General features: G+C 36.2%; 27 protein-coding genes, 2 pseudogenes and 2 other annotated features. Of the genes and pseudogenes, 11 read left to right on the plus strand and 18 right to left on the minus strand.

The genetic code is table 11. The annotated features are described in order from the left end of the window. Genes trpD through trpE form a run of 3 tightly spaced genes read right to left on the minus strand, consistent with a single transcriptional unit; the run spans position 1 to position 3025 of the window. Positions 1-1026 (minus strand): anthranilate phosphoribosyltransferase, encoded by a 1026-nt coding sequence (gene trpD / locus ACODS7_RS11430; protein ID WP_098628940.1) that lies wholly within the window; start codon positions 1024-1026, stop codon positions 1-3. Beyond that, positions 1023-1610, minus strand: a complete 588-nt coding sequence (locus tag ACODS7_RS11435; RefSeq protein ID WP_098628941.1) for an anthranilate synthase component II — start codon at positions 1608-1610, stop codon at positions 1023-1025. Before ACODS7_RS11435 ends, trpD begins: the two co-directional genes overlap by 4 nt. Beyond that, positions 1607-3025 (minus strand): anthranilate synthase component I, encoded by a 1419-nt coding sequence (gene trpE / locus ACODS7_RS11440; RefSeq protein ID WP_142333763.1) that lies wholly within the window; start codon positions 3023-3025, stop codon positions 1607-1609. Before trpE ends, ACODS7_RS11435 begins: the two co-directional genes overlap by 4 nt. A gap of 52 nt (positions 3026-3077) precedes the next feature. Then, positions 3078-3322 (minus strand) — a binding site (T-box leader). A gap of 42 nt (positions 3323-3364) precedes the next feature. Then, positions 3365-3602: a binding site (T-box leader), on the minus strand. A 454-nt stretch (positions 3603-4056) separates the two neighbouring features. On the opposite strand from trpE, the gene putP reads away from it, so the two are divergent. Both putP and ACODS7_RS11450 read left to right on the plus strand, forming a co-directional pair. Further along, positions 4057-5535: a sodium/proline symporter PutP gene (putP, locus tag ACODS7_RS11445; protein WP_243168306.1), complete on the plus strand. Its 1479-nt coding sequence runs from the start codon at positions 4057-4059 to the stop codon at positions 5533-5535. A 154-nt stretch (positions 5536-5689) separates the two neighbouring features. Beyond that, positions 5690-6088 (plus strand): Ig-like domain-containing protein, encoded by a 399-nt coding sequence (locus ACODS7_RS11450; protein WP_000878735.1) that lies wholly within the window; start codon positions 5690-5692, stop codon positions 6086-6088. 24 nt (positions 6089-6112) lie between these two features. On the opposite strand, the pseudogene ACODS7_RS11455 reads toward ACODS7_RS11450, so the two are convergent. Beyond that, positions 6113-6507, minus strand: a pseudogene (locus ACODS7_RS11455) (PH domain-containing protein). Between the two features lie 87 nt (positions 6508-6594). Here ACODS7_RS11455 and ACODS7_RS11460 point away from each other — a divergent pair. Then, on the plus strand, positions 6595-7263 hold the full coding sequence (locus ACODS7_RS11460; protein ID WP_048564880.1) for a DUF4386 domain-containing protein: 669 nt from the start codon (positions 6595-6597) through the stop codon (positions 7261-7263). On the opposite strand, the gene ACODS7_RS11465 is transcribed toward ACODS7_RS11460, so the two are convergent. Then, positions 7256-7828 carry a Crp/Fnr family transcriptional regulator gene (locus tag ACODS7_RS11465; RefSeq protein ID WP_016082440.1) on the minus strand — a complete coding sequence of 191 codons (573 nt, stop codon included), beginning with the start codon at positions 7826-7828 and terminating at the stop codon, positions 7256-7258. The two genes, ACODS7_RS11460 and ACODS7_RS11465, sit on opposite strands and share 8 nt — an antisense overlap. Before the next feature lie 76 nt (positions 7829-7904). Then, positions 7905-8816: a DMT family transporter gene (locus ACODS7_RS11470; protein ID WP_016082441.1), complete on the minus strand. Its 912-nt coding sequence runs from the start codon at positions 8814-8816 to the stop codon at positions 7905-7907. A 204-nt stretch (positions 8817-9020) separates the two neighbouring features. Between ACODS7_RS11470 and ACODS7_RS11475 the strand changes: the two genes are divergently transcribed. From ACODS7_RS11475 to exsF, 6 genes are all read left to right on the plus strand, one after another. Next, positions 9021-9752, plus strand: coding sequence for an alpha/beta hydrolase (locus ACODS7_RS11475; protein WP_043937644.1), 732 nt, complete (start codon positions 9021-9023; stop codon positions 9750-9752). 93 nt (positions 9753-9845) lie between these two features. Next, positions 9846-10364: a YjcG family protein gene (locus ACODS7_RS11480; RefSeq protein ID WP_016082443.1), complete on the plus strand. Its 519-nt coding sequence runs from the start codon at positions 9846-9848 to the stop codon at positions 10362-10364. Between the two features lies 1 nt (position 10365). Further along, a complete protein-coding gene (locus ACODS7_RS11485; RefSeq protein WP_098628944.1) occupies positions 10366-10788 on the plus strand; it encodes a GNAT family N-acetyltransferase in 423 nt (140 codons plus the stop codon). 99 nt (positions 10789-10887) lie between these two features. Continuing rightward, positions 10888-12954, plus strand: coding sequence for an ATP-dependent helicase (locus ACODS7_RS11490; RefSeq protein WP_243168305.1), 2067 nt, complete (start codon positions 10888-10890; stop codon positions 12952-12954). Positions 12955-13098: 144 nt separating this feature from the next. Beyond that, positions 13099-13566, plus strand: coding sequence for a spore coat protein CotY (gene cotY / locus ACODS7_RS11495; RefSeq protein ID WP_016082445.1), 468 nt, complete (start codon positions 13099-13101; stop codon positions 13564-13566). Between the two features lie 167 nt (positions 13567-13733). After that, the gene (gene exsF, locus ACODS7_RS11500; RefSeq protein WP_016082446.1) at positions 13734-14237 is read left to right on the plus strand and encodes an exosporium protein ExsF; all 504 of its coding nucleotides are present in this window, start codon (positions 13734-13736) and stop codon (positions 14235-14237) included. A 75-nt stretch (positions 14238-14312) separates the two neighbouring features. Here the strand turns inward: exsF and ACODS7_RS11505 are convergent, their stop codons facing one another. Further along, a complete protein-coding gene (locus ACODS7_RS11505) occupies positions 14313-14498 on the minus strand; it encodes a hypothetical protein (protein WP_029948404.1) in 186 nt (61 codons plus the stop codon). Positions 14499-14599: 101 nt separating this feature from the next. Next, complete coding sequence (locus ACODS7_RS11510) at positions 14600-14959, minus strand: DUF1360 domain-containing protein (protein WP_000899664.1); 360 nt, start codon at positions 14957-14959, stop codon at positions 14600-14602. Positions 14960-15085: 126 nt separating this feature from the next. On the opposite strand from ACODS7_RS11510, the gene exsY reads away from it, so the two are divergent. Further along, positions 15086-15550, plus strand: a complete 465-nt coding sequence (exsY, locus tag ACODS7_RS11515) for an exosporium assembly protein ExsY (protein ID WP_001277739.1) — start codon at positions 15086-15088, stop codon at positions 15548-15550. A 48-nt stretch (positions 15551-15598) separates the two neighbouring features. On the opposite strand, the gene ACODS7_RS11520 is transcribed toward exsY, so the two are convergent. From ACODS7_RS11520 to ACODS7_RS11565, 10 genes are all read right to left on the minus strand, one after another. Then, positions 15599-16138: a spore coat CotO family protein gene (locus tag ACODS7_RS11520; protein ID WP_098628947.1), complete on the minus strand. Its 540-nt coding sequence runs from the start codon at positions 16136-16138 to the stop codon at positions 15599-15601. 141 nt (positions 16139-16279) lie between these two features. Then, a complete protein-coding gene (fabI, locus tag ACODS7_RS11525) occupies positions 16280-17050 on the minus strand; it encodes an enoyl-ACP reductase FabI (RefSeq protein WP_000421885.1) in 771 nt (256 codons plus the stop codon). Between the two features lie 108 nt (positions 17051-17158). Continuing rightward, positions 17159-18013 (minus strand): dTDP-4-dehydrorhamnose reductase, encoded by an 855-nt coding sequence (gene rfbD, locus ACODS7_RS11530; RefSeq protein WP_016082448.1) that lies wholly within the window; start codon positions 18011-18013, stop codon positions 17159-17161. Positions 18014-18025: 12 nt separating this feature from the next. Then, positions 18026-18997, minus strand: coding sequence for a dTDP-glucose 4,6-dehydratase (rfbB, locus tag ACODS7_RS11535; protein WP_050842877.1), 972 nt, complete (start codon positions 18995-18997; stop codon positions 18026-18028). Between the two features lie 15 nt (positions 18998-19012). Next, positions 19013-19558 carry a dTDP-4-dehydrorhamnose 3,5-epimerase gene (rfbC, locus tag ACODS7_RS11540; RefSeq protein WP_050842875.1) on the minus strand — a complete coding sequence of 182 codons (546 nt, stop codon included), beginning with the start codon at positions 19556-19558 and terminating at the stop codon, positions 19013-19015. Positions 19559-19566: 8 nt separating this feature from the next. Further along, positions 19567-20304 (minus strand): sugar phosphate nucleotidyltransferase, encoded by a 738-nt coding sequence (locus tag ACODS7_RS11545; RefSeq protein WP_000676160.1) that lies wholly within the window; start codon positions 20302-20304, stop codon positions 19567-19569. 14 nt (positions 20305-20318) lie between these two features. Beyond that, positions 20319-20999, minus strand: a complete 681-nt coding sequence (locus ACODS7_RS11550) for a glycosyltransferase family protein (protein ID WP_016082451.1) — start codon at positions 20997-20999, stop codon at positions 20319-20321. A gap of 14 nt (positions 21000-21013) precedes the next feature. Continuing rightward, complete coding sequence (locus tag ACODS7_RS11555; protein WP_016082452.1) at positions 21014-21700, minus strand: glycosyltransferase family protein; 687 nt, start codon at positions 21698-21700, stop codon at positions 21014-21016. Further along, complete coding sequence (locus ACODS7_RS11560) at positions 21697-22386, minus strand: class I SAM-dependent methyltransferase (protein WP_016082453.1); 690 nt, start codon at positions 22384-22386, stop codon at positions 21697-21699. The genes ACODS7_RS11555 and ACODS7_RS11560 overlap by 4 nt, the downstream gene beginning before the upstream one ends. A gap of 211 nt (positions 22387-22597) precedes the next feature. Then, positions 22598-23695 carry a glycosyltransferase gene (locus ACODS7_RS11565; RefSeq protein ID WP_098628948.1) on the minus strand — a complete coding sequence of 366 codons (1098 nt, stop codon included), beginning with the start codon at positions 23693-23695 and terminating at the stop codon, positions 22598-22600. Positions 23696-23860: 165 nt separating this feature from the next. Here ACODS7_RS11565 and bclA point away from each other — a divergent pair. Further along, positions 23861-24192: pseudogene (gene bclA / locus ACODS7_RS11570) on the plus strand (collagen-like exosporium glycoprotein BclA); the annotation flags it as partial.

Genomic DNA, 24192 nt, shown 5'->3' on the forward strand with positions numbered 1-24192 from the left:
TTAGTTCACCCTTTCTAATTTTTCGTTGCTTGCTGCAATTAATAAGTTTAATTTGGTTAATGCTTTTCCAGAGTCAATGCTATGTGCCGCTAGTTTAATTCCTTCCTCAATCGTTTCTGTTTTTCCATTGGCGAAAAGGGCTAGACCTGCATTTAATAAAACTGTATCGCGATAAACACTCTTTTCTCCGCTCAATACGCCGACTGTAATCTTTGCATTTTCTTTTGAATTCCCCCCTCTAATTTCTTCATTTTTCACTCTTGAAAAACCATACTTTTCTGGATCAATACTCATTTCTACTATTTCATTATCTTTTAAAAGGACTACGTGATTTTCCCCTTGTAATGATGCTTCATCTAAAAAACCACTTCCGTTTACGACAAGCGCTTGTGTCCGGCCTAACTTTTGTAATACTTGCGCAACTGGTAATAACATATTTCGTTTATAAATACCGACAAATTGTGTTTCTAAATTCACTGGATTTGTTAAAGGACCAATTAAATTAAAGATCGTCGGCACGTTTAACTCTTTTCTTATTTTCATAATGCGCCTTAGTGCTGGATGCATCGCTGGTGCAAATAAAAATGCAATGCCCACATGCTCTAATAAATAATCAATTTCGTTTGGGGTACTGCTAATATTTACACCGAGTTCTTCTAATAAATCTGCACTTCCTGTTTTACTAGAAACAGCTCGATTACCATGTTTTGCAACCTTTACGCCAGCTCCTGCCAGTACAAATGCCGATGTTGTACTAATATTAAACGTTCGGGCACCGTCACCACCCGTTCCGCAATTGTCCATCGCTCCTTGTATATGGTTCGAAAATGGCAATGCCTTTTCGCGAAGAGCTCGAACGAGACCGTATATTTCTTCTGCTGTTTCACCTTTCGCTTTCAGTAAGACTAAGAAAGCTGCAATTTCACTTTCCAATATGTTTTCACTTAATAAAAGTAGTCCTGCTTTATATATTTCCTCTTCTGTTAAATGTTGCCCCTCCACTAATTTACGAAGATAGTTATTCATACTCTTTCCTCCTCCTTCACTTCTGTTAAAAAGGCACGTATTAACTTTCCGCCTTCTTCTGTTGCGATTGATTCCGGATGAAACTGTAATCCGAAGAGCGGATAATAATTGTGACGGACTGCCATTATTTCTCCGTCGTCCATCGCTGTCGCTAATATGTCAAAACACTCTGGCAAGCTCGTTTGCTCTGCAACAAGGGAATGATAGCGCATTGCCGTTAGCGGCTGTGTAACGTATGAAAAGATTGACGTTCCGTTATGTTTCACACGCGATGTTTTTCCGTGTTTAATACGTTCTGCTCTAACAATGTCTCCTCCAAATGCAGCTATAATCGCTTGGTGGCCAAGACAAATCCCTAATATGGGAACGTTCTTATAAAAATGACGGATGACGTCGATACAAATGCCAGCATTCTCTGGTTTTCCTGGTCCTGGTGAAAGTACAATTCCTGTTGGATTCATCTCTTCTAACTGTTCTATCGTTATTTCATCATTTCTTACAACTACAATTTCTTCTTCATGTTCGCCTAACAGTTGGTACAAGTTATATGTGAACGAATCGTAATTATCGATAAGTACAATCATTTCATAACCTCCAAAAGCGCTCTCGCTTTATTTAACGTTTCTTCATATTCAGCTACTGGGTCTGAATCATAAACAACTCCCGCTCCTGCCTGAACGTATGCTTTTTCATCCTTCACGACCATCGTTCGAATAGCGAGCGCCATATCAAGATTTCCTGAAAAACTAACGTATCCAACTGCACCCGCGTATACATTTCTTTTTTCATTCTCTAGCTCATTTATAATTTCCATCGCTCTAATTTTCGGAGCTCCCGACACTGTTCCTGCTGGTAGGCAATACGCTAATGCATCAAATCCACTCATCCGTTTTCGCAATGTTCCGTAAACTTCAGATACAATGTGCATAACATGAGAGTATTTTTCTACTTTCATATATTTATCTATCGTAACCGAGCCAATTTCGCTCACTCTACCAATATCGTTTCGCCCAAGATCTACAAGCATCATATGCTCTGCTCGCTCTTTCTCATTGCCTAACAGTTCTTTTTCGATTTCCTCATCTGCCCTCTTCGTTTTCCCCCTCGGCCTTGTACCAGCAATTGGATTCGTCATCACTTTATTCTCCCTTACTGATAGCAAACTTTCCGGCGAAGAACCGAGTACAACATAATCTTGAAAATCGATATAGAACATATATGGTGATGGATTTGCAATTCGAAGTTTTCGGTATAACACGAATGGATCACCAATACATTCACTTTGCAAACGCTGTGACAGTACGACTTGGAATATGTCTCCGACTCTTATATGTTCTTTCGCCGTTTCTACCATCTCACAAAACTCTTTTTCCGTTATAGAAGAAGTGAATGATAATGTGGATTGTATTTCATTTACTTCAGCTTCTTCTCCTTGTAGCACTTCCTCTTTGTATACTCGCAGCCTTTCGTATACTTCCTCATAATCTGCTGACTCATCTTCCCTGCATACATATACAAACGACAACTTTTGGCGTAAATGATCGTAAACGATAAACTCACTATATAGTAAAAGGTGTACTTCCGGAATATTTAATGGGTCGTGTAAATCCGCTCCAATGTTTTCATACTGCCGAATGACATCATATCCAATATAACCAACTGCTCCTCCGCAAAATGGAAATGGGCTGTCTACTTGTGATGGTGCGATTATTTCTTCTAACACTTGTAGTACGTTACCTTGTAAATTTTCTGTTTGCCCGAAAATCGTTCGTTCTACTTCCGTACCAACGCTTTTTACTTCTCCATAAGGATTACATCCTAAGTAAGAATAACGCCCTTTATCTTGATGAAGCTGTGAACTTTCTAATAAAAATTTCTTCTTTCCTTTCATACGTCTATATAAAGAAATTGGCGTAATGCTATCTCCTTCTTCTTCAGTGATTACTAAAAATGTCTTTCTCTCTCTTTTTTGTTTTATAAATTCTTCTTTCGTCATCATGTCCTTCACCTCACTCTGAAAAATAAAAAAGTCCCCTACATATCAAAAATATGTAGAGGACGATAAATATACCGCGGTACCACCTCGTGTTGGATGCAAAAGCATCCCGCTTTGTTCAGGTACAAATTTTATACCTTATCCTTGTAACGGCGGAACCCGGGTTGCCTACTGAAAATAATTGTTCAGCATACCTCTCGTAAGCCCATTCCGTATATGGCACCGTACCGGGCTCCCACCTATTCCCGGCTCTCTGTAACGTCTCCAATATACGTACTCTTCTTACTTAAACGATTTCATTTATTTAATTTTTTATACACAAAAAGGGAGTACTCATCCTATAGAAAGGACGGGTACTCCCGTGGTGCCACCTTAATTCGTTACAAATGTAACGCACTTTACCGTATCAAAAACAATACGTGTCTCTTGTATCGATGAGATCATGTCGCCAAAGCCTACTTCTTTCGTTTCGGTTTGGAAGCTCCGAAGCCCATTCCACATCAATTCCATACTGATTCGCACCAACCATCAGCTCTCTGACATGTTCATCATGTGTACTCTTCTTCATCAACGCTTGCATTTTTTTAAGTTGCACTCATTATAGACCTGACTTTTTTCACAAGTCAATACTTTTTTAAAAATTTTATTTTTCTTTCCTTTCAATATTATATTGACAAAACAACCTCTTTTTATGTAAATATAATAAATACTCTATTAAAAATAAGGTTTTTTGTATGAATATTATATATTAAAAAAGTAAAATGACATCAAAAAACGCTTACATTTCTGAAAATTCGTATTTCTATATGGATTTTTCAGAATAATCATGATAGATTATAAAGTGAAACTTTAATCAGTGGGGGGGTGTTCATCCCCACTGATTATTAGTTGAACCAATCGGGCATTTACGGACAGTTGATCTCCCACCTAACTTCCTTGCCCAGCCAATTTTAAGGTGGGAGTTTTACTGCCCGTTTATGCGGGATAAATATGCATAACGCATCAAAAGACCTGACAAAAGAAAGGGGAACTACATGAGTACGCAGATGTTAACTTTAACTTCTATCTCTATTTACATGCTCGGGATGTTAGTAATCGGCTATTTCGCCTACAAACGAACGTCCAACTTAACAGATTATATGCTTGGCGGGCGTACACTAGGCCCCGCAGTAACAGCATTAAGTGCTGGAGCATCCGATATGAGTGGTTGGCTTTTAATGGGATTACCCGGTGCAATGTTTAGCGTTGGATTAAGTAGTAGTTGGATTGCGATCGGCCTAACACTAGGCGCATACGCAAACTGGCTTTATGTTGCTCCTCGCTTACGTACCTACTCAGAAATTGCAAACAACTCTATTACTATTCCAGAATTTTTGGAACACCGTTTCCACGACAAATTTCATATGCTACGCTTAGTATCCGGACTTGTTATTATGATTTTCTTTACTTTTTATGTAGCTTCAGGATTAGTTTCAGGCGCTGTATTATTTGAAAATTCATTTGGCATGAACTATCATGTTGGATTATTCATTGTAGCAGGCGTTGTTGTCGCTTACACATTATTTGGTGGTTTCTTAGCAGTAAGTTGGACAGACTTCGTGCAAGGAATCATTATGGTAGTTGCTCTTATTCTTGTTCCTACCGTTACAATTATGAATGTAAATGGACTTGGTCCTGCATTTAGTACAATTAAATCGATTGATCCAACATTATTAGATATTTTTAAAGGCACTTCTGTATTAGGAATTATTTCATTATTCGCATGGGGCCTTGGTTATGTTGGACAACCTCATATTATCGTACGCTTTATGGCGATTTCTTCTGTAAAAGAAATTAAAAGTGCACGACGAATTGGTATGAGCTGGATGATTTTCTCTGTTGTCGGAGCTATGTTTACCGGTCTGATCGGTATTGCATACTATTCACAACAAGAGTTGACATTATCTAATCCAGAGACAATTTTCCTTGAACTTGGGAAAATTTTATTCCATCCACTTATTACTGGATTTTTATTAGCGGCCATTCTAGCAGCGATTATGAGTACAATTTCATCTCAGCTACTCGTTACTTCTAGTGCTGTAACTGAAGATTTATATCGTACATTCTTTAAACGTTCTGCATCTGATAAAGAACTTGTATTTGTCGGTCGTATGGCTGTACTTGTTATTGCATTAGTTGGGTGCGCATTAGCGCTTAAACAAAATGATACGATTTTAGCTCTTGTTGGATACGCTTGGGCTGGATTTGGTTCTTCATTCGGACCTGCTATTTTATTAAGCTTATATTGGAAACGTATGACGAAGTGGGGCGCACTTGCCGGTATGATTTCCGGTGCCGCTACTGTTATTATCTGGACTCAGTTTGAATTCTTAACAAAATTCTTATACGAAATGATTCCTGGTTTCACTATTAGTTTACTAGTAATCATAGTTGTTAGTTTACTAACACAACCTTCAAAAGAAGTTGAAGAGCAATTTGAGGATTTCGAAAAACAACATCGTCATAATTTATAAAAAAAGCTCTGCTGTTATCGTAACAGCAGAGCTTTTTACAGTTCGACAATCTTCTTATCAAATTTAACAAATTCTTTATGTTTCGTTAAATTTAACATAACACTACTCCTTTATAGTATGAATATCAGCACTTATACAGAAAGGGGACTCCAATATGTTAGCAGCTTTCCAGCAACAACAAACACGAAAATTTTCACCTATCACAAATACTTCTGCGTCTTGTTTAAACATGCAACCTAACCCGCCTAAAATTTCAATTGCTCCTTCTGTTATTTCAGTCATCGGTGTTCATATGGAAAAGCATAAATTAAAAATAAAAACGGGACAAAATATTGTTTTATCAGCTTCCATTTTGCCAATACAAGCAACAAATAAAGAGCTTATTTGGTCAAATATGAATTCTGATATCATCACCATATATCCAAAAGGTGACACCGTGACGATTACTGGAAAAAGTGCAGGTAGAGCAGTCGTAATTGTCACAACTGCTGAAGGCAAATTCCGTGACCTATGTGTCATTCATGTACAACCTTATATGACAAATCCAAAGTAAAAGAGTGGCTTCGTAGCCACTCTTTTACTTGATTTCAATATTTGAGTTTTTACTTTTTACAAGATTAATAAATTGTTCTTTATTTCTTGGAGAAATAATTTCTGTTTTATGTGTATCGTAAACAATTTCAAGTCGATCGAATGATAGAGCATGAGCTGCTATTGGATTTTTCGTATTTGAAATTTGTTTTATATCTCGTATAAAAATACGTTTTTTAATAAAACCTGACCTAATGATAATCATTTCCTCTTCCACAATATATTTGGTTGAAAACCACCCAAAAATAAATACTATGGCTAACGGAATCGTAAAAAATAAAAGAAAATATTCTCTCTCTGCAAATATAGGAGCAAAACACGCTCCTATGACAACAAAAAAATCGGATATAACCATACATCTTTTTTTGATGGAAATTCCACTAAACTTTCCCCCTCTTGATTTAAGTCAATGAATCTCCTCCTCTTCCCTATTACAATGAAAACAATATTAGAAAAGGAGGACGTATTATGACTGAACGAAAGTACGCCTTATTTGCTGGTACCTCTCTTCTTGTTATGGCATTCATTGCATTTTTTTCTTACGGTTTTGTTCATGGAAATCTCGTTATACAAGGAGATGCGAGTACAACATTCCATAATATCCAAACTTCAAATTCACTTTTCAAAGCAGAAATCTTCGGGTGGATTACCATTTTTATTACTGATATTGTCGCCGCATGGGCTCTTTATTTCTTTCTAAAACCAATTCATACTAGCCTCTCATTACTAGCAGCTTGGCTTCGTCTTATGTATACAGCTATACTTGGGATTGCTATATTCAATCTAATATTGGCATTGTTGCTTTCAAAAAATACAATTGCGAATCCAGAAACATATACGATGTTGTTTCTCAGTGCATTCGAATACATTTGGTCTGTAGGATTGATTATTTTTGGATTGCATCTTTTCGTTTTAGGATATGTAACTTTTCTCTCTAAACAGATACCAAAGTTTATTAGTATACTGCTGTTCATTGCTGCTACCGGTTATATGCTAATTCACGTCATGAATACAATGTTTACACAATACGATACAATGATTTCAATCATACAATCACTATTCCAATTACCTATGATTGCAGGTGAATTAGGACTTGCGATATGGCTACTATTGAAAGGTGGTAAACACTCTAATTAAGCCGTTTCTTAATTCTACTTAATGATTCTGGTGTCATGCCAAGATAGCTTGCTAGCTGATATTGTGGAACGCGATTAATTAAATACGGGCGTTTTCGTAACAATGTTTTATATCGTTCTTCTGGTGTCGATGAGATAAATACAGCAAGTTCATCTTGTACTTCACCGAAATTGTACTCGATCATTTTACGCGTCATTTCTTCTAATTGTGAATACTTATTATACATGTCCTTTTCACTATGTAGATCACCAACAACTACAATACAATCTTCTAAACACGTTAACGTATATGATGAAGATTTATCTTGTTTATGATGGTTGAAATTCGAAATTGCCTGTTCTTCTGTATAAAAATTTGATGTAACTTCTTTCCCTGCTTCATCTATACTATGTTGCCTAACGCATCCTTTTAATACAAAATAACATTTTAACGGAACATTTCCTTGTCTTAGGAGCACTGTTCCTTTTTTATATTCTTCAATTTGTAATTCACTGAGGATCATTTGCTGCTCTTCTTCACTTAATGTTGTAAGATTCTTCATATACTTCTTTAATATCTCTGCCATTTCCCTCCCCCTTCTACGCCCGTATTTCTATAAAACAAAAAGAGAAGTATCACAACTTCCCTTTTCTCCCCTAACACTATAATTCCTGTGTATACACCGGCTCGTTTACGACATTTTTTGATGTTCGCTTTTGTTGCTGTAATAAGAAAACAGATACACCAAACAATACGAGCATGCTACCGATAATTTGCATTGCGTTTAATTTTTCTCCAAGTAAGAAGAACGCAAGTATAGATGCTCCAACAGGTTCTCCTAAAATACTCATTGAAATTGTCGTTGCATTTACATAATTTAATAGCCAGTTATTAATTACATGTGACACTGTCGGCACAACCGCAAGTAAAAGAAAAACGGTCCAATCCCACTTCGTATAACCTGTAAAGGGTACTTGCAATATGACATTATAAATCCCCATAAAAAGACCTGCGAATGCAAAGACTGTAAAGCTATAAATCCAGTGTGATACTTTCTTTACTGTCGTTTGCCCGATAAATAAATAACCGACAACTGCTATTACACTTAGAAAGGATAATATGTCTCCATAAATTGCTTGCTTACTTAAACCTAAATCTCCCCAACCAATGCACATTACGCCTAGAATAGCGATTCCCATCGTTGCAATGGCTGAATATGTTGTTCTTTCTTTAAACAGAAAAAAACCTCCAACTAAAGATACGATCGGTTGAAGTGCCAAAATAATTGTTGAACTAGCAACTGTTGTATGCTTTAAAGATTCAAACCATAAAAGAAAATGAAGTGCTAAAAAGAAACCAGATCCAATTAAAAAGCCCCAATCTTTCATTTGGATCCTATTAAATTCCTCTCTTTTTTTCCATACGATAGGCAGCATAATAAGTACGATAATCCATAAGCGGTACATACTTAATATTGAAGATGGTGCTGAGGACATCTTTACAAAAACTGCTGCAAAGGAAATGGCAATTATAGAAATAGCTAATGGTAGTGCGATTGATTTTTCTTGTTTCAAACCCTGTCTCCCCTCTCACCTGTCAAAAATCCCACTTCATTATATCCGTTTTCTTTCATAACTTAAATACTAATTTTTTAGATTCTTCGTACCATTATGGTAAAATAGAAATTAAGGCACCAATTAGTGAATAATTATTTCCTTTTTCACTACAAGCGTCGCTCTTACAATCGTTACAGTAAATTTTTATTTAGGGGGATCTACATGAGTCAAACAATAGGGAGAATTGAAGAAATTTCATTTTATAGCGCATCGCTTCAAGAAGACGTTACTCTTCTCGTTTATTTACCAGTAAATTACACACCACTGCACAAACATACAGTTGTAATTGCACAAGATGGTAGAGATTATTTTCAGCTCGGTAAAGCGCACCGTGTAATTGAGCGCCTTCGTGAAACTGAAGAAATTGACCGTACAATTATTGTCGGTATTCCATATAAAAATGTACATGATCGTAAAGAAAAATATTTCCCAAATGAAGTAAAAAATGCTGCATATATTCGTTTCCTTGCTCATGAACTTGCACCGTATATTGATGAAAATTATCCAACGTATCAAATGGGAAAAGGTCGTGTTTTAATTGGTGATTCTCTTGGCGGAACAGTTTCCTTTATGACTGCACTTATGTATCCGCATACATTCGGTAAAGTCGTTATGCAATCACCATTTGTGGATGAGACAGTGATGAACTTAGCAAAAGACTTCAAAGATCCACAAGCATTAGAACTGTATCACGTCATTGGCACAGAAGAAACGGCTGTAAAACGTACTGATGGACAAGTATCTGATTTCGTAGAACCGAACCGTGAGTTAAATACGCTTCTTATAAATAGAAATTTCATCACGCATTACGAGGAGTTTGAAGGTAATCATACTTGGAAATATTGGCAAACTGATTTACCGAAAGCCTTCTCTCATATTCTATCAATGAAATAATAGAGAGCAGTATTCAGAATAATTTGATATAATAGATAAAGAGATTTATTTATCTCAAAATCTAACTAGACTTACAAAGGGAGGAATTGGAACATGAAATTAGGCATTGTAATTTTTCCATCTAAAATGATTCAAGATAAAGCGAACGGATTGCGTAAGCGTTATGACCCGCACTACGCATTAGTTCCGCCACATATTACATTGAAAACACCCTTTGAGACGCAAGATGAACAATTAGAATCGATTGTAAACGAGCTACATACAATCGCAGGTAAAACGAACCCTTTCACCCTTCATGTTGGGAAAGTTGGTTCATTCGCACCTGTTAATAACGTCCTTTATTTTAAAGTAGAAAAAACACCTGAACTTACTTTCTTAAATGAAGAAATGCATGGCGGGTTATTCACGCAAGAACGCGAATATGCTTTCGTACCTCACTTAACAATCGGACAAGGCTTATCAGATGCAGAGCATGCTGATGTATTAGGTCGATTACGTATGAAAGATTTCTATTATGAACAACCAATTGATCGTTTCCATCTTCTATATCAATTAGAAAATGGAACATGGACTGTACACGAAACATTCCACCTTGGAAAGGAGAACAACTAATTTGCACGCACAGATTGTACAAACGGACGAACAACTAAGAGATGCATTCTCTGTACGTAAACAAGTGTTTGTAAATGAACAACGTGTCTCTGCTGAAGAAGAGTACGATGAGTTTGAAGAAACTTCAACACACGTTGTTATATATGACAATGATGTTCCAGTTGGTGCTGGACGTTTTCGCACCCTTGATGGTATCGGAAAAATGGAACGCATTTGCGTGCTAGGTTCCCATCGAAAAAAAGGCATCGGAAAAATTGTTATGGATGCGCTTGAAGCGTATGCAAAAGAAAATTCGCTACCAAAATTGAAACTTCATGCTCAAACACATGCTGAAGATTTCTATAAAAAACTTGGATATGTAACGAGTTCTGATGTATTTATGGAAGCAAATATCTCGCACGTCGTAATGATAAAAGAATTGTAATTTGAAAGCAGGAGGTGACCCCTCCTGTTTTTTACATTGCTATTTTCTTTTTCTTCCGCTAAAGTTAAATGTTGATGCTATAGTTTTGAAGGTGAACATATGACACAAGAAAAATTTTCACAAAAATCGTTAACACACGCTGATATTCCGCGTGCGACATATCATATTCCGAAAACATCTACCCATTTAATTATGGAAGAAGATGTAGATGCGGCTTATTTCCGCGCTCTCGAACAACAAAATGTTTTTTTAAACGAAAAACAATTAGAAGCCGTGCGCACAACCGAAGGTCCTGTTCTCACACTAGCTGGTGCTGGAAGCGGGAAAACATCTGTTTTAACAACTCGCGTTGGTTATTTAGTAAATGTAAAACAAGTTCATCCACGAAATATTTTATTACTTACATTTACACAAAAAGCGGCTGAAGAAATCCGAAGTCGTGTTGCGAAGTTACCAGGTATGAATCATGCAGCAAGTAGCTACGTTGTTGCTGGTACATTCCACTCTGTTTTCTTAAAATTGCTTCGTAGTCAAGGGTATAATCAGCAAATTTTAGCAAATGAAAAACATAAACAAATTATGATAAAGAAAATCTTAAAAGAATTGCGTTTAAAAGACGATTACGATGCGGAAACGATGCTTGCGATGATTTCACTTGAGAAAAACAAATTAAATCGTCCGAAAGATGTAAAAGCGAAAACACCAGTGGAGCAAGAATTTAAAGAAGTATATGAACGTTTTGAAGAAGTAAAACAACGATACAATTATATTGATTTCGATGACATCTTATTAGAAACATATTATATGTTAGAAAATAATGCTCCTTTACTAACTCAATTACAACAACGTTTTCACTACATTGAAGTAGATGAGTTTCAAGATACATCGTATGCACAATATGAAATTGTAAAATTGTTAGCCACGCCAAGAAATAATTTGTTCATCGCAGGTGATGATGATCAAGCTATCTATGGCTGGCGAGGGGCAAGTCACCAAATTATTTTATCTTTTCCAAAAGAATTTGATAACACAACAATCATTGCACTAAATACGAATTATCGATCCAATCCCTTTATCGTCGGGCTTGGAAATGAAGTTATAAAATTAAATCAAGAACGTTTTGATAAAGAGCTATACTCCGTTCGTGAGGAAGGTGTACAACCTTTTTATGCAAGACCTGCTACAACTCTTGATGAAGCAAATCAAATTTTACAGCTCATTCAAGAAAAAGTAGATAGCGGTGAACGAAACTATAAAGATTTTTGTTTACTGTATCGCACACATTCTGTAAGTCGTTCGTTACTTGATCAACTTACCATTCATAAAATCCCGTTTATTAAACACGGGGCAAGCCAATCATTTTATGAACATTCTTTAATTAAGCCTGTATTAGATCATTTACGACTCGTGATTGAGCCGTTTCGACTAGAATCACTTTCAAACATATTACCGACGATGTATATCAGACGTGATGATTGTATTTCATTTATTGAGCGTGAACAATGGAAATATGGTGAAGGCCGTTTTCCTTCTCTTCTTCATTTCTTACTATTAAATCCGAGCTTAAAACCTTTTCAAGTGAAAAAGGTAAATGAACGTATTGATTTTATTAAATTTATTAAAGAATTAGAACCGAAAAAAGCATTAAAAGAAATCATTCATGGTAAAGGAAAATATTTAGAGTACTTACAAAGTAACGATCGTTCTTCCTTTACGATGCATAAAGACATACAAGAAGAAATGTTGGAAGAATTAATGGAGTCTGCAACTCGTTTCACCGATATTCCAGCTTATTTACAATTTATTGACGAAGCGATTCAAGGTCAAAAAGAAATGGAAGCATTAAAAACAATGCCGCAAAAAGATGCCGTTTCACTTATGTCAATTCATAACGCAAAAGGCCTTGAATTTCCATGTGTCTTTTTACTTGGAGCGAGTGATGGGATCCTGCCGCATACTTCTTCTTTAAAAGATGCAAATGATCGTGTTACGGAAACTTCTGAAGCATTAGAAGAAGAACGCCGATTACTTTATGTCGCCATTACACGTGCGAAAGAAGAACTGTACATTTCTTCTCCGCAATTTTTCAGAGGAAAGAAATTAGATATATCTCGTTTTTTATATACTGTGCGGAAAGACTTACCTGAAAAGACATCCACTAAATAAGGATGTCTTTTTTTTTATAATGTGTTATGTACATCCCTCCTATATAAATTCCTTGTTTTTATCATAAGAATTAACGTAATATCAGCCATATCCCACTCATATTGTAATAGTGTATGTCAGAACTCACGAGAAGGAGTGAACATAATGAGCTGCAATTGTAATGAAGATCATCAACATGAGTGTGATTTCAACTGTGTATCGAATGTCGTTCGTTTTATACATGAACTGCAAGAATGTGCAACGACAACATGTGGATCTGGTTGCGAAGTTCCATTTTTAGGTGCACATAACAATGCATCAGTAGCTAATACACGTCCTTTTATTTTATACACAAAAACTGGAGAGCCTTTTGAAGCATTTGCACCATCTTCAAGCCTTACTAGCTGCCGATCTCCAATTTTCCGCGTAGAAAGTATAGATGATGATGACTGTGCTGTATTGCGTGTATTAACTGTAGTTTTAGGTGATGGTACCGCTGTACCACCTGGTGACGACCCAATCTGTACGTTTTTAGCTGTACCAAATGCAAGACTAATATCAACCTCCACTTGTCTGACTGTTGATTTAAGTTGTTTCTGCGCGATTCAATGCTTACGCGATGTTTCTATATAAAACTAAATACTGATTTAAGCATGGATTGGGTGGCAGAATTATCTGCCACCCAATCCATGCTTAAAGAGTATTATTATGTAAATTTCTTAAAATTGGGAACTTGTCTAGAACATAGAACCTGTCCTTTTCATTAACTGAAAGTAGAAACAGATAAAGGAGTGAAAAACATGTTCTCTTCTGATTGCGAATTTACTAAAATTGATTGTGAGGCGAAGCCAGCTAGTACACTACCTGCCTTTGGTTTTGCTTTCAATGCTTCTGCACCTCAGTTCGCTTCACTATTTACACCACTATTATTACCTAGCGTAAGTCCAAATCCAAATATTACTGTTCCTGTAATCAACGATACAGTAAGTGTCGGAGATGGCATTCGAATTCTACGAGCTGGTATTTATCAAATCAGTTATACATTAACAATTAGTCTTGATAACGTACCTACTGCACCAGAAGCTGGTCGTTTCTTCTTATCATTAGGTACACCAGCTAACATTATTCCTGGATCAGGTACAGCCGTTCGTTCTAACGTTATTGGTACTGGTGAAGTAGACGTATCCAGTGGGGTTATTCTTATTAACTTAAATCCTGGTGACTTAATTCAAATTGTACCAGTTGAGTTGATTGGAACTGTAGACATTCGTGCTGCAGCATTAACAGTTGCACAAATTAGCTAGTAAAAAGCGGTATTTCTAATACAGAAATACCGCTTTTTATATATAATAAAAAACACTCACAGTAGCATGAGTGTTTCATTCTTCATATTGTTTTATTGTGTTCTTCTTTTTCCCACAATTGCATCCCTTTTTCTTCACAAATCCTTGTTGTTGTAATTGTTCTTGATATGCCTGTTGTTGTGCTTGGTGTTGTTGCTGTATATGATACCACTGCTGCAGGTCATATGAATTCTGCCTTGGATTATTGCTCACAGCAAACATCTCCTCTACTGTCAATTCTGTCTATTTACTATATGAACAACTCTTTATTTCCGTTCCCTCATTCTTTTAAACTCCGCTTTTTCTCGTATTATGAAAATATATTATTCTCCCATAAAATATCCTGTAATTGTTTCAATGATTGCTGCTGCTCCTGCAATGGCTAATAATGCAAGTAACGGCTCCGCAACGATAGGAATCCAATTATATAAAACTAATAAAAAAGCACTAACCCATACACCTGTACACCAATAACAGCTTAATAATTCGCCAATCCACTTTCTTAATCCATTACCTTTTACTTTTGTAAACGTTGATACACTTCCATCCGGCTCCGTAATCTCTAATTCATCAATAAATGGTCTTCGCAAAAAGGCTGTTATTTTATCATATACAATTAAACGAGTGAGCCTAAAAGCAGCTAACGCAAAAATAAAAAATAAAAGCCAGCTTGTAAACAGCATAATTCCACCTTCCCTTATCCTCTTTCGCCTATTTAAAAAAAAAAGGTCTTGAGATTGTGACCAAATCTCCTCGACTCCAATATCTTATTAATGTAAATACAAACAAGAAGATAAGGAGTGACATTAATGAGTTGTAACGAAAATAAACACCATGGCTCTTCTCATTGTGTAGTTGACGTTGTAAAATTCATCAATGAATTACAAGATTGTTCTACAACAACATGTGGATCTGGTTGTGAAATCCCATTCTTAGGTGCACATAATACTGCATCAGTAGCAAATACACGCCCTTTTATTTTATACACAAAAACTGGAGAACCTTTTGAAGCATTTGCACCATCAGCAAGCCTTACTAGCTGCCGATCTCCAATTTTCCGTGTGGAAAGCGTAGATGATGATAGCTGTGCTGTGCTACGTGTATTAACTGTAGTATTAGGTGACGGTACTCCGGTACCACCTGGTGACGATCCAATTTGTACGTTTTTAGCTGTACCAAATGCAAGATTAATATCTACAACTACTTGCCTTACTGTTGATTTAAGCTGTTTCTGTGCGATTCAATGCTTACGCGACGTTTCTATCGTAAAGTAAACTAAAAAACTATTGGGGTGGTAGAAGCTTTCTACCACCTTTACATATTTAAAAGCCGGCCATACTAATCGATTGGATATCATCTATAGACAACCTAATATCTCTCATACTATTTTGCGGCATAATAGATACAATGCCATTACGATACGATATGATCGATCCAATATAAGAAACTGTAGCTGTTTTTATTCTGCACCTTACTTTCGGAATGTAATGAGGGCGGTTTAGTAAAAAATGAATTTTTTCATCATTATTCATATCCTTAAATGATTTATTATACGGGACAGTTCTTACTGGTTCTGGTTCTTCTTGTTCTGCATGTTCTTCTTTTTCCTCTTCTTCTATTTTTTCTTCCACTTGCTGCTCTTCTTGTTGTTCTTGCTCTAATACCTCTTCCACAGCACTGCTTACAATATTTTCTTGTCTATTACTTTGCTCTTTTTGATCTTCATTTTCAAAGTTTGTCAGGATAATCCTTTTTATTTTCGGTGCAGCAAGTTCTAAACTTACTTGTGCAATATATAACAACGGTTTTCCAACTGTTGAACTTTTATTTTTATTCTTCACACTCGTCCCTCCCACTTCCATACGTAGCTGAATAAATCGTGTTCTATTATAGTTATATTCATCACGTGGTAAGAACTTTCGTTAAAAATCGTTCTTTCTCAGAACAAATAAAAAGGACAATCTCAGCATTTAGAGATTGTCCTTTAAAAATTAATATTATATTTATCCTAGGATATGATACCCTGAATCAACGTGAATGTTTTCTCCTGTTACTCCACGTGCTAAATCACTGAATAGGAATACTGCTGTATCGCCAACTTCTTCTGGAGTTGTTGTACGACGAAGTGGTGCGCGCTCCTCAATTTCTCTTAAGATTGAGTTGAAATCGCCTACACCTTTTGCAGATAACGTACGAATTGGTCCTGCAGAAATAGCGTTGACGCGAATACCATGTTGACCTAAATCGTTCGCTAAATATTTCACGCTCGCTTCTAATGAAGCTTTTGCAACACCCATAACGTTATAATTTTTCACAACGCGCTCGCCGCCAAGGTATGTTAATGTTAAAATATTTCCGCCTTCTGTCATTACTTTCTTCGCTTCTCTTGCTACAGCTGTTAAAGAGAATGCACTAATATTTTGTGCAAGTAAAAATCCATCGCGAGAAGTATCTACAAATTCACCTTTTAAGTCATCGCGATTTGCAAAAGCAATACAATGTGCTACACCGTGAATAGTACCTACTTCTTGTTTAATTGTTTCAAAGCAAGCTGTAAGTTCCTCATCATTCGTTACATCACAAGGTAATACAAGTGATTCTTGTCCTTCTAATGTGTCCGCTAATTCACGAACATTTCTTTCTAAACGTTCTCCTGCATATGTGAATATTAATTTTGCACCTGCATTATGCAAAGAGCGAGCAATTCCCCATGCAATACTTCTTTGGTTCGCAACGCCCATAACAACAAATGTTTTCCCTTGTAATAGTTCCATGATATATCCTCCCAGAAATACTTATACTTGTTATTAGTACCTGATACTATAATTATAGTACCATAAAACCGCTTAAAGGCAAACAAAAAAGTCATTAACAGAAATTTGTTAATGACTTTTGGTTTCTATAAAAAACCGCTCTAATCCTTCTTCCCAAGACGGCATTTGTAAAAAACCATTTAATCGTAGCATGTTATGTTGAAAGATAGAATATTTTGGCCTCGCAGCTGCAGCCCCGAATTCTTCCGTTGAAACAGGTAATACATTCACTTTCATATTTGTATACGAAAATATCTTTTGTGCAAATTCAAACCAAGAGCATGAGCCTCTGTTTGATACGTGGTATGTACCGTATAAAGAAGTATGAATGAGCTTATTAATAACCATATTTAAATCCGCCACATACGTAGGCGAGCCAACTTGATCCGCTACAACAGATATTTCATCTCTTTCTTTTCCTAATCTCATCATCGTTTTCACGAAATTATTTCCATATTTACCATATAGCCACGATGTGCGAACGATAAAATATTTATTATGTAACTCTTTGACGAACTGCTCCCCTGCATACTTAGAGGCTCCATATATATTTATCGGCGCTGGACTATGAAATTCGTCGTATCCATCTGGTCTGGTACCTTGAAATACATAATCAGTACTAATATAAACTAGCTTTGCTCCTACTAATTGTGAAGCAACCGCTACATTTCGAGCTCCAATTGCATTTATTCTATATGCAAGATCCTGTTCTTTCTCCGCATGATCTACTTTCGTATAGGCAGCACAATGAATAATTATATGTGGTTTTATTTCTTGTACCACTTGTTGTATTCGGGATATATTTGTCACATCTAATAACTTTTTATCAAATGGATATATATCATATTCTTCAGAATCTAACTCTTCAAATAGTTGCTTTCCTAATTGACCGTTTGCTCCTGTTATGATAACCCTCTCTTTCATTTAACATGCCCCTTACTGGTCTTTTAGTGGTTTCCACCATTCCTTATTCTTTTCATACCATTTCACCGTCTCTTGTAATCCTTGTTCAAACGTATATTTCGGTTCCCAATCAAATTCATTCTTCATTTTCTCTGCATCAATCGCATAACGACGATCGTGCCCTAAACGATCTGTAACATATTCAATGTCTTTTTTTGTTTTTCCTAAAAGAGTAATAATTTGTTCCACAACTTCTACATTTGTTTTTTCATTATTTCCACCTATATTATATACTTCTCCTACACGTCCCTTATGCAGAACAACGTCAATCGCACTGCAATGATCCGTTACATGTAACCAATCTCTTACATTTAAACCATCACCATATAACGGTAGTTTTTTTCCTTCCAGTGCATTCGTAACCATTAACGGAATTAATTTTTCTGGATACTGGTACGGCCCATAATTGTTAGAACAACGCGTTACTATAACCGGTAATTGATATGTTTTATAGTAAGATAAAGCTATCATGTCCGCGCTCGCCTTACTGGAAGAATATGGACTATTTGGAGCTAACGGCGTTATCTCTGTGAACTTCCCTGTTTTCCCTAAAGAGCCATACACTTCATCCGTTGATACTTGCACAAGTTTTATATGCGAATATTTTTTAACTAGTTCTAATAAAGTGACCGTCCCAATTACATTTGTATCATAAAAAGGAATCGGATTTTCAATACTACGGTCCACATGTGATTCAGCTGCAAAATTTACAATCACTTGTACGTCTCGCTCTTTTATAACGTATTCTAATAGCTCTCCATTTTGAATTTCTCCTTTTACAAAAGAGTAATTCGGGTGATTCTGAAGAGATTTTACGTTATTTAAATTCCCGCTATATGTTAATGCATCGTAATTAATAATTTTATATGATTCATAACTTTGTAGCATGTAATGAACGAAATTACTTCCAATAAATCCAGCCCCACCTGTTACTAATATATTCATAAACAACGCTCCTACTTAAAAACTATCTTCATATTCCTCTAGTAATGGTAATATCTGATCCTTACCAGACAATATAGGATCTGTTACTGGCCAAGGAATTGCTAAATCTTTATCTTCCCAAAGTAATCCTGAGTCATGCTCTGCGCTATAATATTCATCTACTTTATACATAACGATAGTATGCGGGACAAGCGTGCAAAATCCATGCGCAAACCCTTTTGGCACTAGCAATTGTCGATGGTTATCTGCACTTAAAATATACCCTTTCCATTGTTTAAATGTTGGTGATTCTTTTCGCAAATCAACGATAACATCATAAATTGCCCCGTGCATAACTTGAATGAGTTTCGTTTGTGCCTTCGGTTTTTTTTGGAAGTGTAGTCCCCGAATCGTTCCTGCCTTAGCCGAATAAGATACGTTATCCTGTACAAATGAATACGTTATCCCTAATGTTTCTAGCACCTGCTTATTATAGCTCTCTGAAAAAAAGCCACGCTCGTCTCCAAATAACCTCGGTTCTAACAATTTTGCATCGGTAAAATTTGTTTCTACAACTTTCATATTCTCACCTATTCTCCGTTAAACTGTTTCCCAAAATTAATATCCCGTGCTAACGTATTTGCCTTTTGAAGAGAAGCATGAGTTCCCGCATCAGTCCACCAGCCGCTCATTTCATTATAAGTAAGTACCCCTCGTTTTAAATACCAATTATTTATATCTGTAATTTCAAGTTCTCCCCGTGCAGAAGGTTTTAATTCTTTAATATAAGAAAAGACTTTTGAATCATACAAATAAATTCCCGTAACCGCATAAGAACTTTTCGGCTCTTTCGGCTTTTCTTCAATTTCAACTATTTTTCGGTTTTGAATATGTGCTACGCCAAATCTTTCGGGATCTTCTACAGATTGCAATAGCACTTTCGCACCTTCTTTTTGATTTGCAAACTCTTCAACATACGGAAGAATATCATCTGAAAAAATATTATCCCCTAATATAACTACCATACGATCATTCCCGACGAAATCTTCACAAAGTCCTAACGCCTGTGCGATTCCGCCCGCTTTATCTTGCACACGATACGTAAAGGACACGCCAAATTCATGACCACTCCCTAAAAAGCTAACAACATCCCCCATATGCTCTTTACCTGTAATAATCATAATATCTGTAATATCGCATTGTTTTAGCTTATATACCGCATGATAAATCATCGGATACCGACCAACAGGAAGTAAATGTTTATTCGTTACTTTCGTTATTGGATATAATCTCGATCCAGTTCCACCTGCTAAAATAATTCCTTTCACCCTGCATCTCTCCTTTATGATGGAGATAATATATCTTTGTAATGTTCTACAAACACTTTCCGGTACTTCTCATATGTATCCGCATCAAACTCATCCCCGTTGTAATGAATACACCATAAATTTGCTTGATTTGGGATACCGATTAAATAACCAGCCCTTTGAAACTCTAAAGAATGTGACACATCATAAAAGTGAAACCCTTGAAACAAATCTTCTCGCCACGGAATATCATACTGCGTTGCCATGAATAAACCATCAATTGCCTGAACTGACAAAAATGGTTGATTATCATAAAAAACCTGATCTAAATTTAATAATTGATAATTCTGTTTTCTATACTCAATCACTTTCCCTACTAAATTTTTTCCTTCCCACCATATCCCGTTATTCGGTAAAAACTGAGCCCCAGCGACTCCTATTAAACCAAGCTTTTCATTTTCTTTAAAAAGAGATATAAGTGTAGAAAACATGTCTCGATTAATAAGATATGTATCTTGATGTATATACACTTTGTATTTCGCTGGATATGAAAGGGCTCGGTTGTATGCACTTGCCATACTTTGCGCATCTCGTATCGGAAAAATTTGCACGACATAACCAGGGGGAACAAAAATGTTTCTTATTTGGCTCTCACATTGTTTGAAAAGCTCTTCATTATTTACACAAACAACGACTAATATTGTATGATCTTTCATTTTTGTCCCCCCCCTTATTCTTCCTTATTTACATCTGACATATAGTGTTCCACAAATATTTTTCGATGCTTTTCATAGTTGGTCATATTCACATCAAAATGATAATGGATACACCAAGCATCGCGCTGTACAGGTACACCGACTGTATATCCTGCTTTTTTAAATTCAAATGATTGAGATACATCATAAAAGTCAAATCCGTCAAATAAGTCTTCTCGCCACGGAACATCATATTGTGTCGCCATTAATAAACCGTCAATACATTCTACAGGAATAAATGTTTTTGATTCGTGATACGGTTGTTCTAAACTTGCCATATAAAACAAATCATTCATATAGCCGATGACTTTTCCTACAATTCCACGCCCTTCGTTCCATACACCAGTTGGAGGCACATATTGCGCTCCGACCATCCCAATCATACCAAGGTGTTCATGTTCCTCAAATAATTGAAGTAATCCGTATAAAAAGGCTCTATTTATAATAAAAACATCTTGATGTAAATACACTTTATACTTCGCTGGATGCGAAATGGCTTGATTGTACCCACTCGTCATACTTTTCGCATTTCGAATCGGCATAAATTGAACAATATACCCTGGAGGTACTAACAATTGCAATATATGTCGCACGCAGTTTGCATACAATTTCCGATCATTTATACATGTAACAAATAATATGGTTTTGTCTGCACCACTCATAATTGTGATTTTTCAGCTTCAATAATATACTGAAATACAACTGTCTCAGCCATGAAGCCACTTCCAAGACGATATTTTTTACAAATTCCATATAACTCCTCAATAAGCGGCTCATACATTTTATGATCAACATATACACGATCTACTTTACTAATAACATATCCTGCTTTTAAAAACATTCTTAGCATTTCATTAAATGTAAAAAAACGAATATGCGTTTTATCTAATAAACCATATTCTGTATACGTCCAATTTCCAGCAAGTAAAGGCGCTAATACTGAAATATGAGCAACATTCGGTATACTAGCTAAAATCACACCATTTTGCTTTATATATGGCTTAACCTTTTCAATCACAGCCCATGGATTAAATAAATGCTCTAATACATCTCCAAATATGACGCAATCAAATTGCCCCTCCTCATAAGGAAGATCCATCGTTTCTATATCACCTAAAATCACGTGATCCAGTTTCTCTCTTGCCTTTTCTGCCGCCTCCGGAAAGGCCTCCACTCCTGATACACGTGTACCATTTTCTTTAATAGCTGCTCCCAATGCACCACTCGAGCAACCAATATCAAGAACTTCTTTCCATTCCTTTTTTATATGTTTTAATAAATTTGGATTCGCTGCATTATAATAATGTTCGGATTTTTCTTCATATAAAGAGCTGTTCTCCCGATTCATTTCACACACTCCTTATGCAATTTGAATTTGAAATATAAATCTCATATGAATTCTATAAAGTGCAGATTTTGTTCATCCCCCACTGATTATTAGCCCGCAAATAGCAGTATAAAATCTTTTATCCATATTGGTTACGTTACTGATACTCTAATATATAACCAATCTATTAGAGTTAGAATAACGATAAATCATTTCTAAAAAACAAAACCTATTACACTTTATATGGTTTATCAAAAACTCCACGAAAATATTTACGGTTATATTCAATTGCAGCATTATTCGGAACATAAGAAGCTGCTAATTCATTGTAATAATACGCTTTATCCTGCTCCCCTAACCTGCTATAACAAATACACATTTGTAAATAGGGTAGCCATGTGTAGCTAGCTGGACTATGGAAAGGACTTTCAGTTGCCATTGGTACTTCCGTTGCAAGTTTAAACCAAAATATCGCTTCATTATATTTTTCTTGTTCCATATATATATATCCTATTCTTGTACAATTCTCTCCTCTAGGGACGTCATACCGAAACGACTTCACACAAGATTCGATTGCCTTCTCCCACATTCCGAGTTTCGCATAGCAATCTCCTAACTTACCACATGCATAAATTTTTTCTTCATACCATCCTTCGTCTTGATTAAGAAATGTTTCATAAAGAAGAATTGCATCATCATATTTTTGATTATCTGTAGATTCATTTGCGTAATAAAATAAATCCCTCGAACTCAACTCTTCTCCTGCAGCTACAGTGTTTTGAAAAATTTTCAAATTACGATCTGTTACTTTTTTTTCTTTTTTATGTGTAATAGCAACTTTACTACTAAAAGTCTCACCAGCAATAGCTAAATACTCGTGAACCTTTCCAAACCATTGAAATTGTTTTTCACGCTTTACAAGACGATTTCTTTTTGTACAATATAAAGGTTTCCCGTTAGAATCCATCGTAAGATGATAAGGCATCGAAACAGCATCAAATTTAGGATCTAATTCTCTTTTTAAGAGTTTCAATGCTTCTTGAGCATCTTCTAATAATACGTCATCTGCATCTAGCCACAATATATACTCTTGCGTCGCTTTTGAAAAAGAAAAATTTCTTGCTGCCGCAAAATCATCAATCCACTGGAAATCATATATGTTAGAAGTGTATTTCTCTACGATTTCTTTCGTTCGATCGACGGAACCTGTATCAACTACTATAATTTCATCCACAATTTTCTCAACTGTATCTAAACAACGAGCTATTGTCTCCTCCTCATCCCGAACAATCATACATAAACTAATTGTAATCCCTTGCTTGTTCAACATAATCACCCTCTTCCAAATCAATCATATGTTATACATATACTAAACTTTCCATTTTTTTAAATTGTTCAAGCAGTTTAAGATTTCTTTTCAATAATTCAAATGTCCGTGTCATTTTCTTTCGGTTTTGCATCTACTATATAATGAACGCTTTATGGAGGTGAATTTATGTCAAATAATAATTATTCAGATGGATTAAATCCCGATGAATCTTTATCAGCTAGTGCATTTGACCCTAATCTTGTAGGACCAACATTACCACCGATACCGCCGTTTACCCTTCCGACTGGACCTACCGGGCCTACTGGGCCTACCGGGCCTACTGGACCTACCGGGCCTACTGGACCTACCGGGCCTACTGGTGACACTGGTACTACTGGACCTACCGGGCCTACTGGTGATACTGGGGCTACTGGACCTACCGGGCCTACTGGTGACACTGGGGCTACTGGACCTACCGGGCCTACTGGTGATACTGGGGCTACTGGACCTACCGGGCC

The organism is Bacillus sp. FG16, assembly GCF_057809515.1.

Coding starts and splice junctions, on each gene's coding strand:
- ACODS7_RS11450 (WP_000878735.1), top strand. CDS start 5,690: ATGTTAGCAGCTTTCCAGCAACAACAAACACGAAAATTTTCACCTATC.
- exsY (WP_001277739.1), top strand. CDS start 15,086: ATGAGTTGTAACGAAAATAAACACCATGGCTCTTCTCATTGTGTAGTT.
- fabI (WP_000421885.1), bottom strand. CDS start 17,050: ATGGAACTATTACAAGGGAAAACATTTGTTGTTATGGGCGTTGCGAAC.
- ACODS7_RS11565 (WP_098628948.1), bottom strand. CDS start 23,695: ATGTTGAACAAGCAAGGGATTACAATTAGTTTATGTATGATTGTTCGG.
- cotY (WP_016082445.1), top strand. CDS start 13,099: ATGAGCTGCAATTGTAATGAAGATCATCAACATGAGTGTGATTTCAAC.
- ACODS7_RS11560 (WP_016082453.1), bottom strand. CDS start 22,386: ATGAATCGGGAGAACAGCTCTTTATATGAAGAAAAATCCGAACATTAT.
- putP (WP_243168306.1), top strand. CDS start 4,057: ATGAGTACGCAGATGTTAACTTTAACTTCTATCTCTATTTACATGCTC.
- ACODS7_RS11465 (WP_016082440.1), bottom strand. CDS start 7,828: ATGGCAGAGATATTAAAGAAGTATATGAAGAATCTTACAACATTAAGT.
- ACODS7_RS11475 (WP_043937644.1), top strand. CDS start 9,021: ATGAGTCAAACAATAGGGAGAATTGAAGAAATTTCATTTTATAGCGCA.
- exsF (WP_016082446.1), top strand. CDS start 13,734: ATGTTCTCTTCTGATTGCGAATTTACTAAAATTGATTGTGAGGCGAAG.
- trpE (WP_142333763.1), bottom strand. CDS start 3,025: ATGATGACGAAAGAAGAATTTATAAAACAAAAAAGAGAGAGAAAGACA.
- rfbB (WP_050842877.1), bottom strand. CDS start 18,997: ATGAATATATTAGTAACAGGTGGGGCTGGATTTATTGGAAGTAATTTC.
- ACODS7_RS11550 (WP_016082451.1), bottom strand. CDS start 20,999: ATGAAAGATCATACAATATTAGTCGTTGTTTGTGTAAATAATGAAGAG.
- ACODS7_RS11460 (WP_048564880.1), top strand. CDS start 6,595: ATGACTGAACGAAAGTACGCCTTATTTGCTGGTACCTCTCTTCTTGTT.
- ACODS7_RS11490 (WP_243168305.1), top strand. CDS start 10,888: ATGACACAAGAAAAATTTTCACAAAAATCGTTAACACACGCTGATATT.
- ACODS7_RS11505 (WP_029948404.1), bottom strand. CDS start 14,498: ATGTTTGCTGTGAGCAATAATCCAAGGCAGAATTCATATGACCTGCAG.
- ACODS7_RS11520 (WP_098628947.1), bottom strand. CDS start 16,138: ATGGAAGTGGGAGGGACGAGTGTGAAGAATAAAAATAAAAGTTCAACA.
- rfbC (WP_050842875.1), bottom strand. CDS start 19,558: ATGAAAGTTGTAGAAACAAATTTTACCGATGCAAAATTGTTAGAACCG.
- ACODS7_RS11555 (WP_016082452.1), bottom strand. CDS start 21,700: ATGAGTGGTGCAGACAAAACCATATTATTTGTTACATGTATAAATGAT.
- ACODS7_RS11435 (WP_098628941.1), bottom strand. CDS start 1,610: ATGATTGTACTTATCGATAATTACGATTCGTTCACATATAACTTGTAC.
- rfbD (WP_016082448.1), bottom strand. CDS start 18,013: ATGAAAGAGAGGGTTATCATAACAGGAGCAAACGGTCAATTAGGAAAG.
- ACODS7_RS11510 (WP_000899664.1), bottom strand. CDS start 14,959: ATGCTGTTTACAAGCTGGCTTTTATTTTTTATTTTTGCGTTAGCTGCT.
- trpD (WP_098628940.1), bottom strand. CDS start 1,026: ATGAATAACTATCTTCGTAAATTAGTGGAGGGGCAACATTTAACAGAA.
- ACODS7_RS11480 (WP_016082443.1), top strand. CDS start 9,846: ATGAAATTAGGCATTGTAATTTTTCCATCTAAAATGATTCAAGATAAA.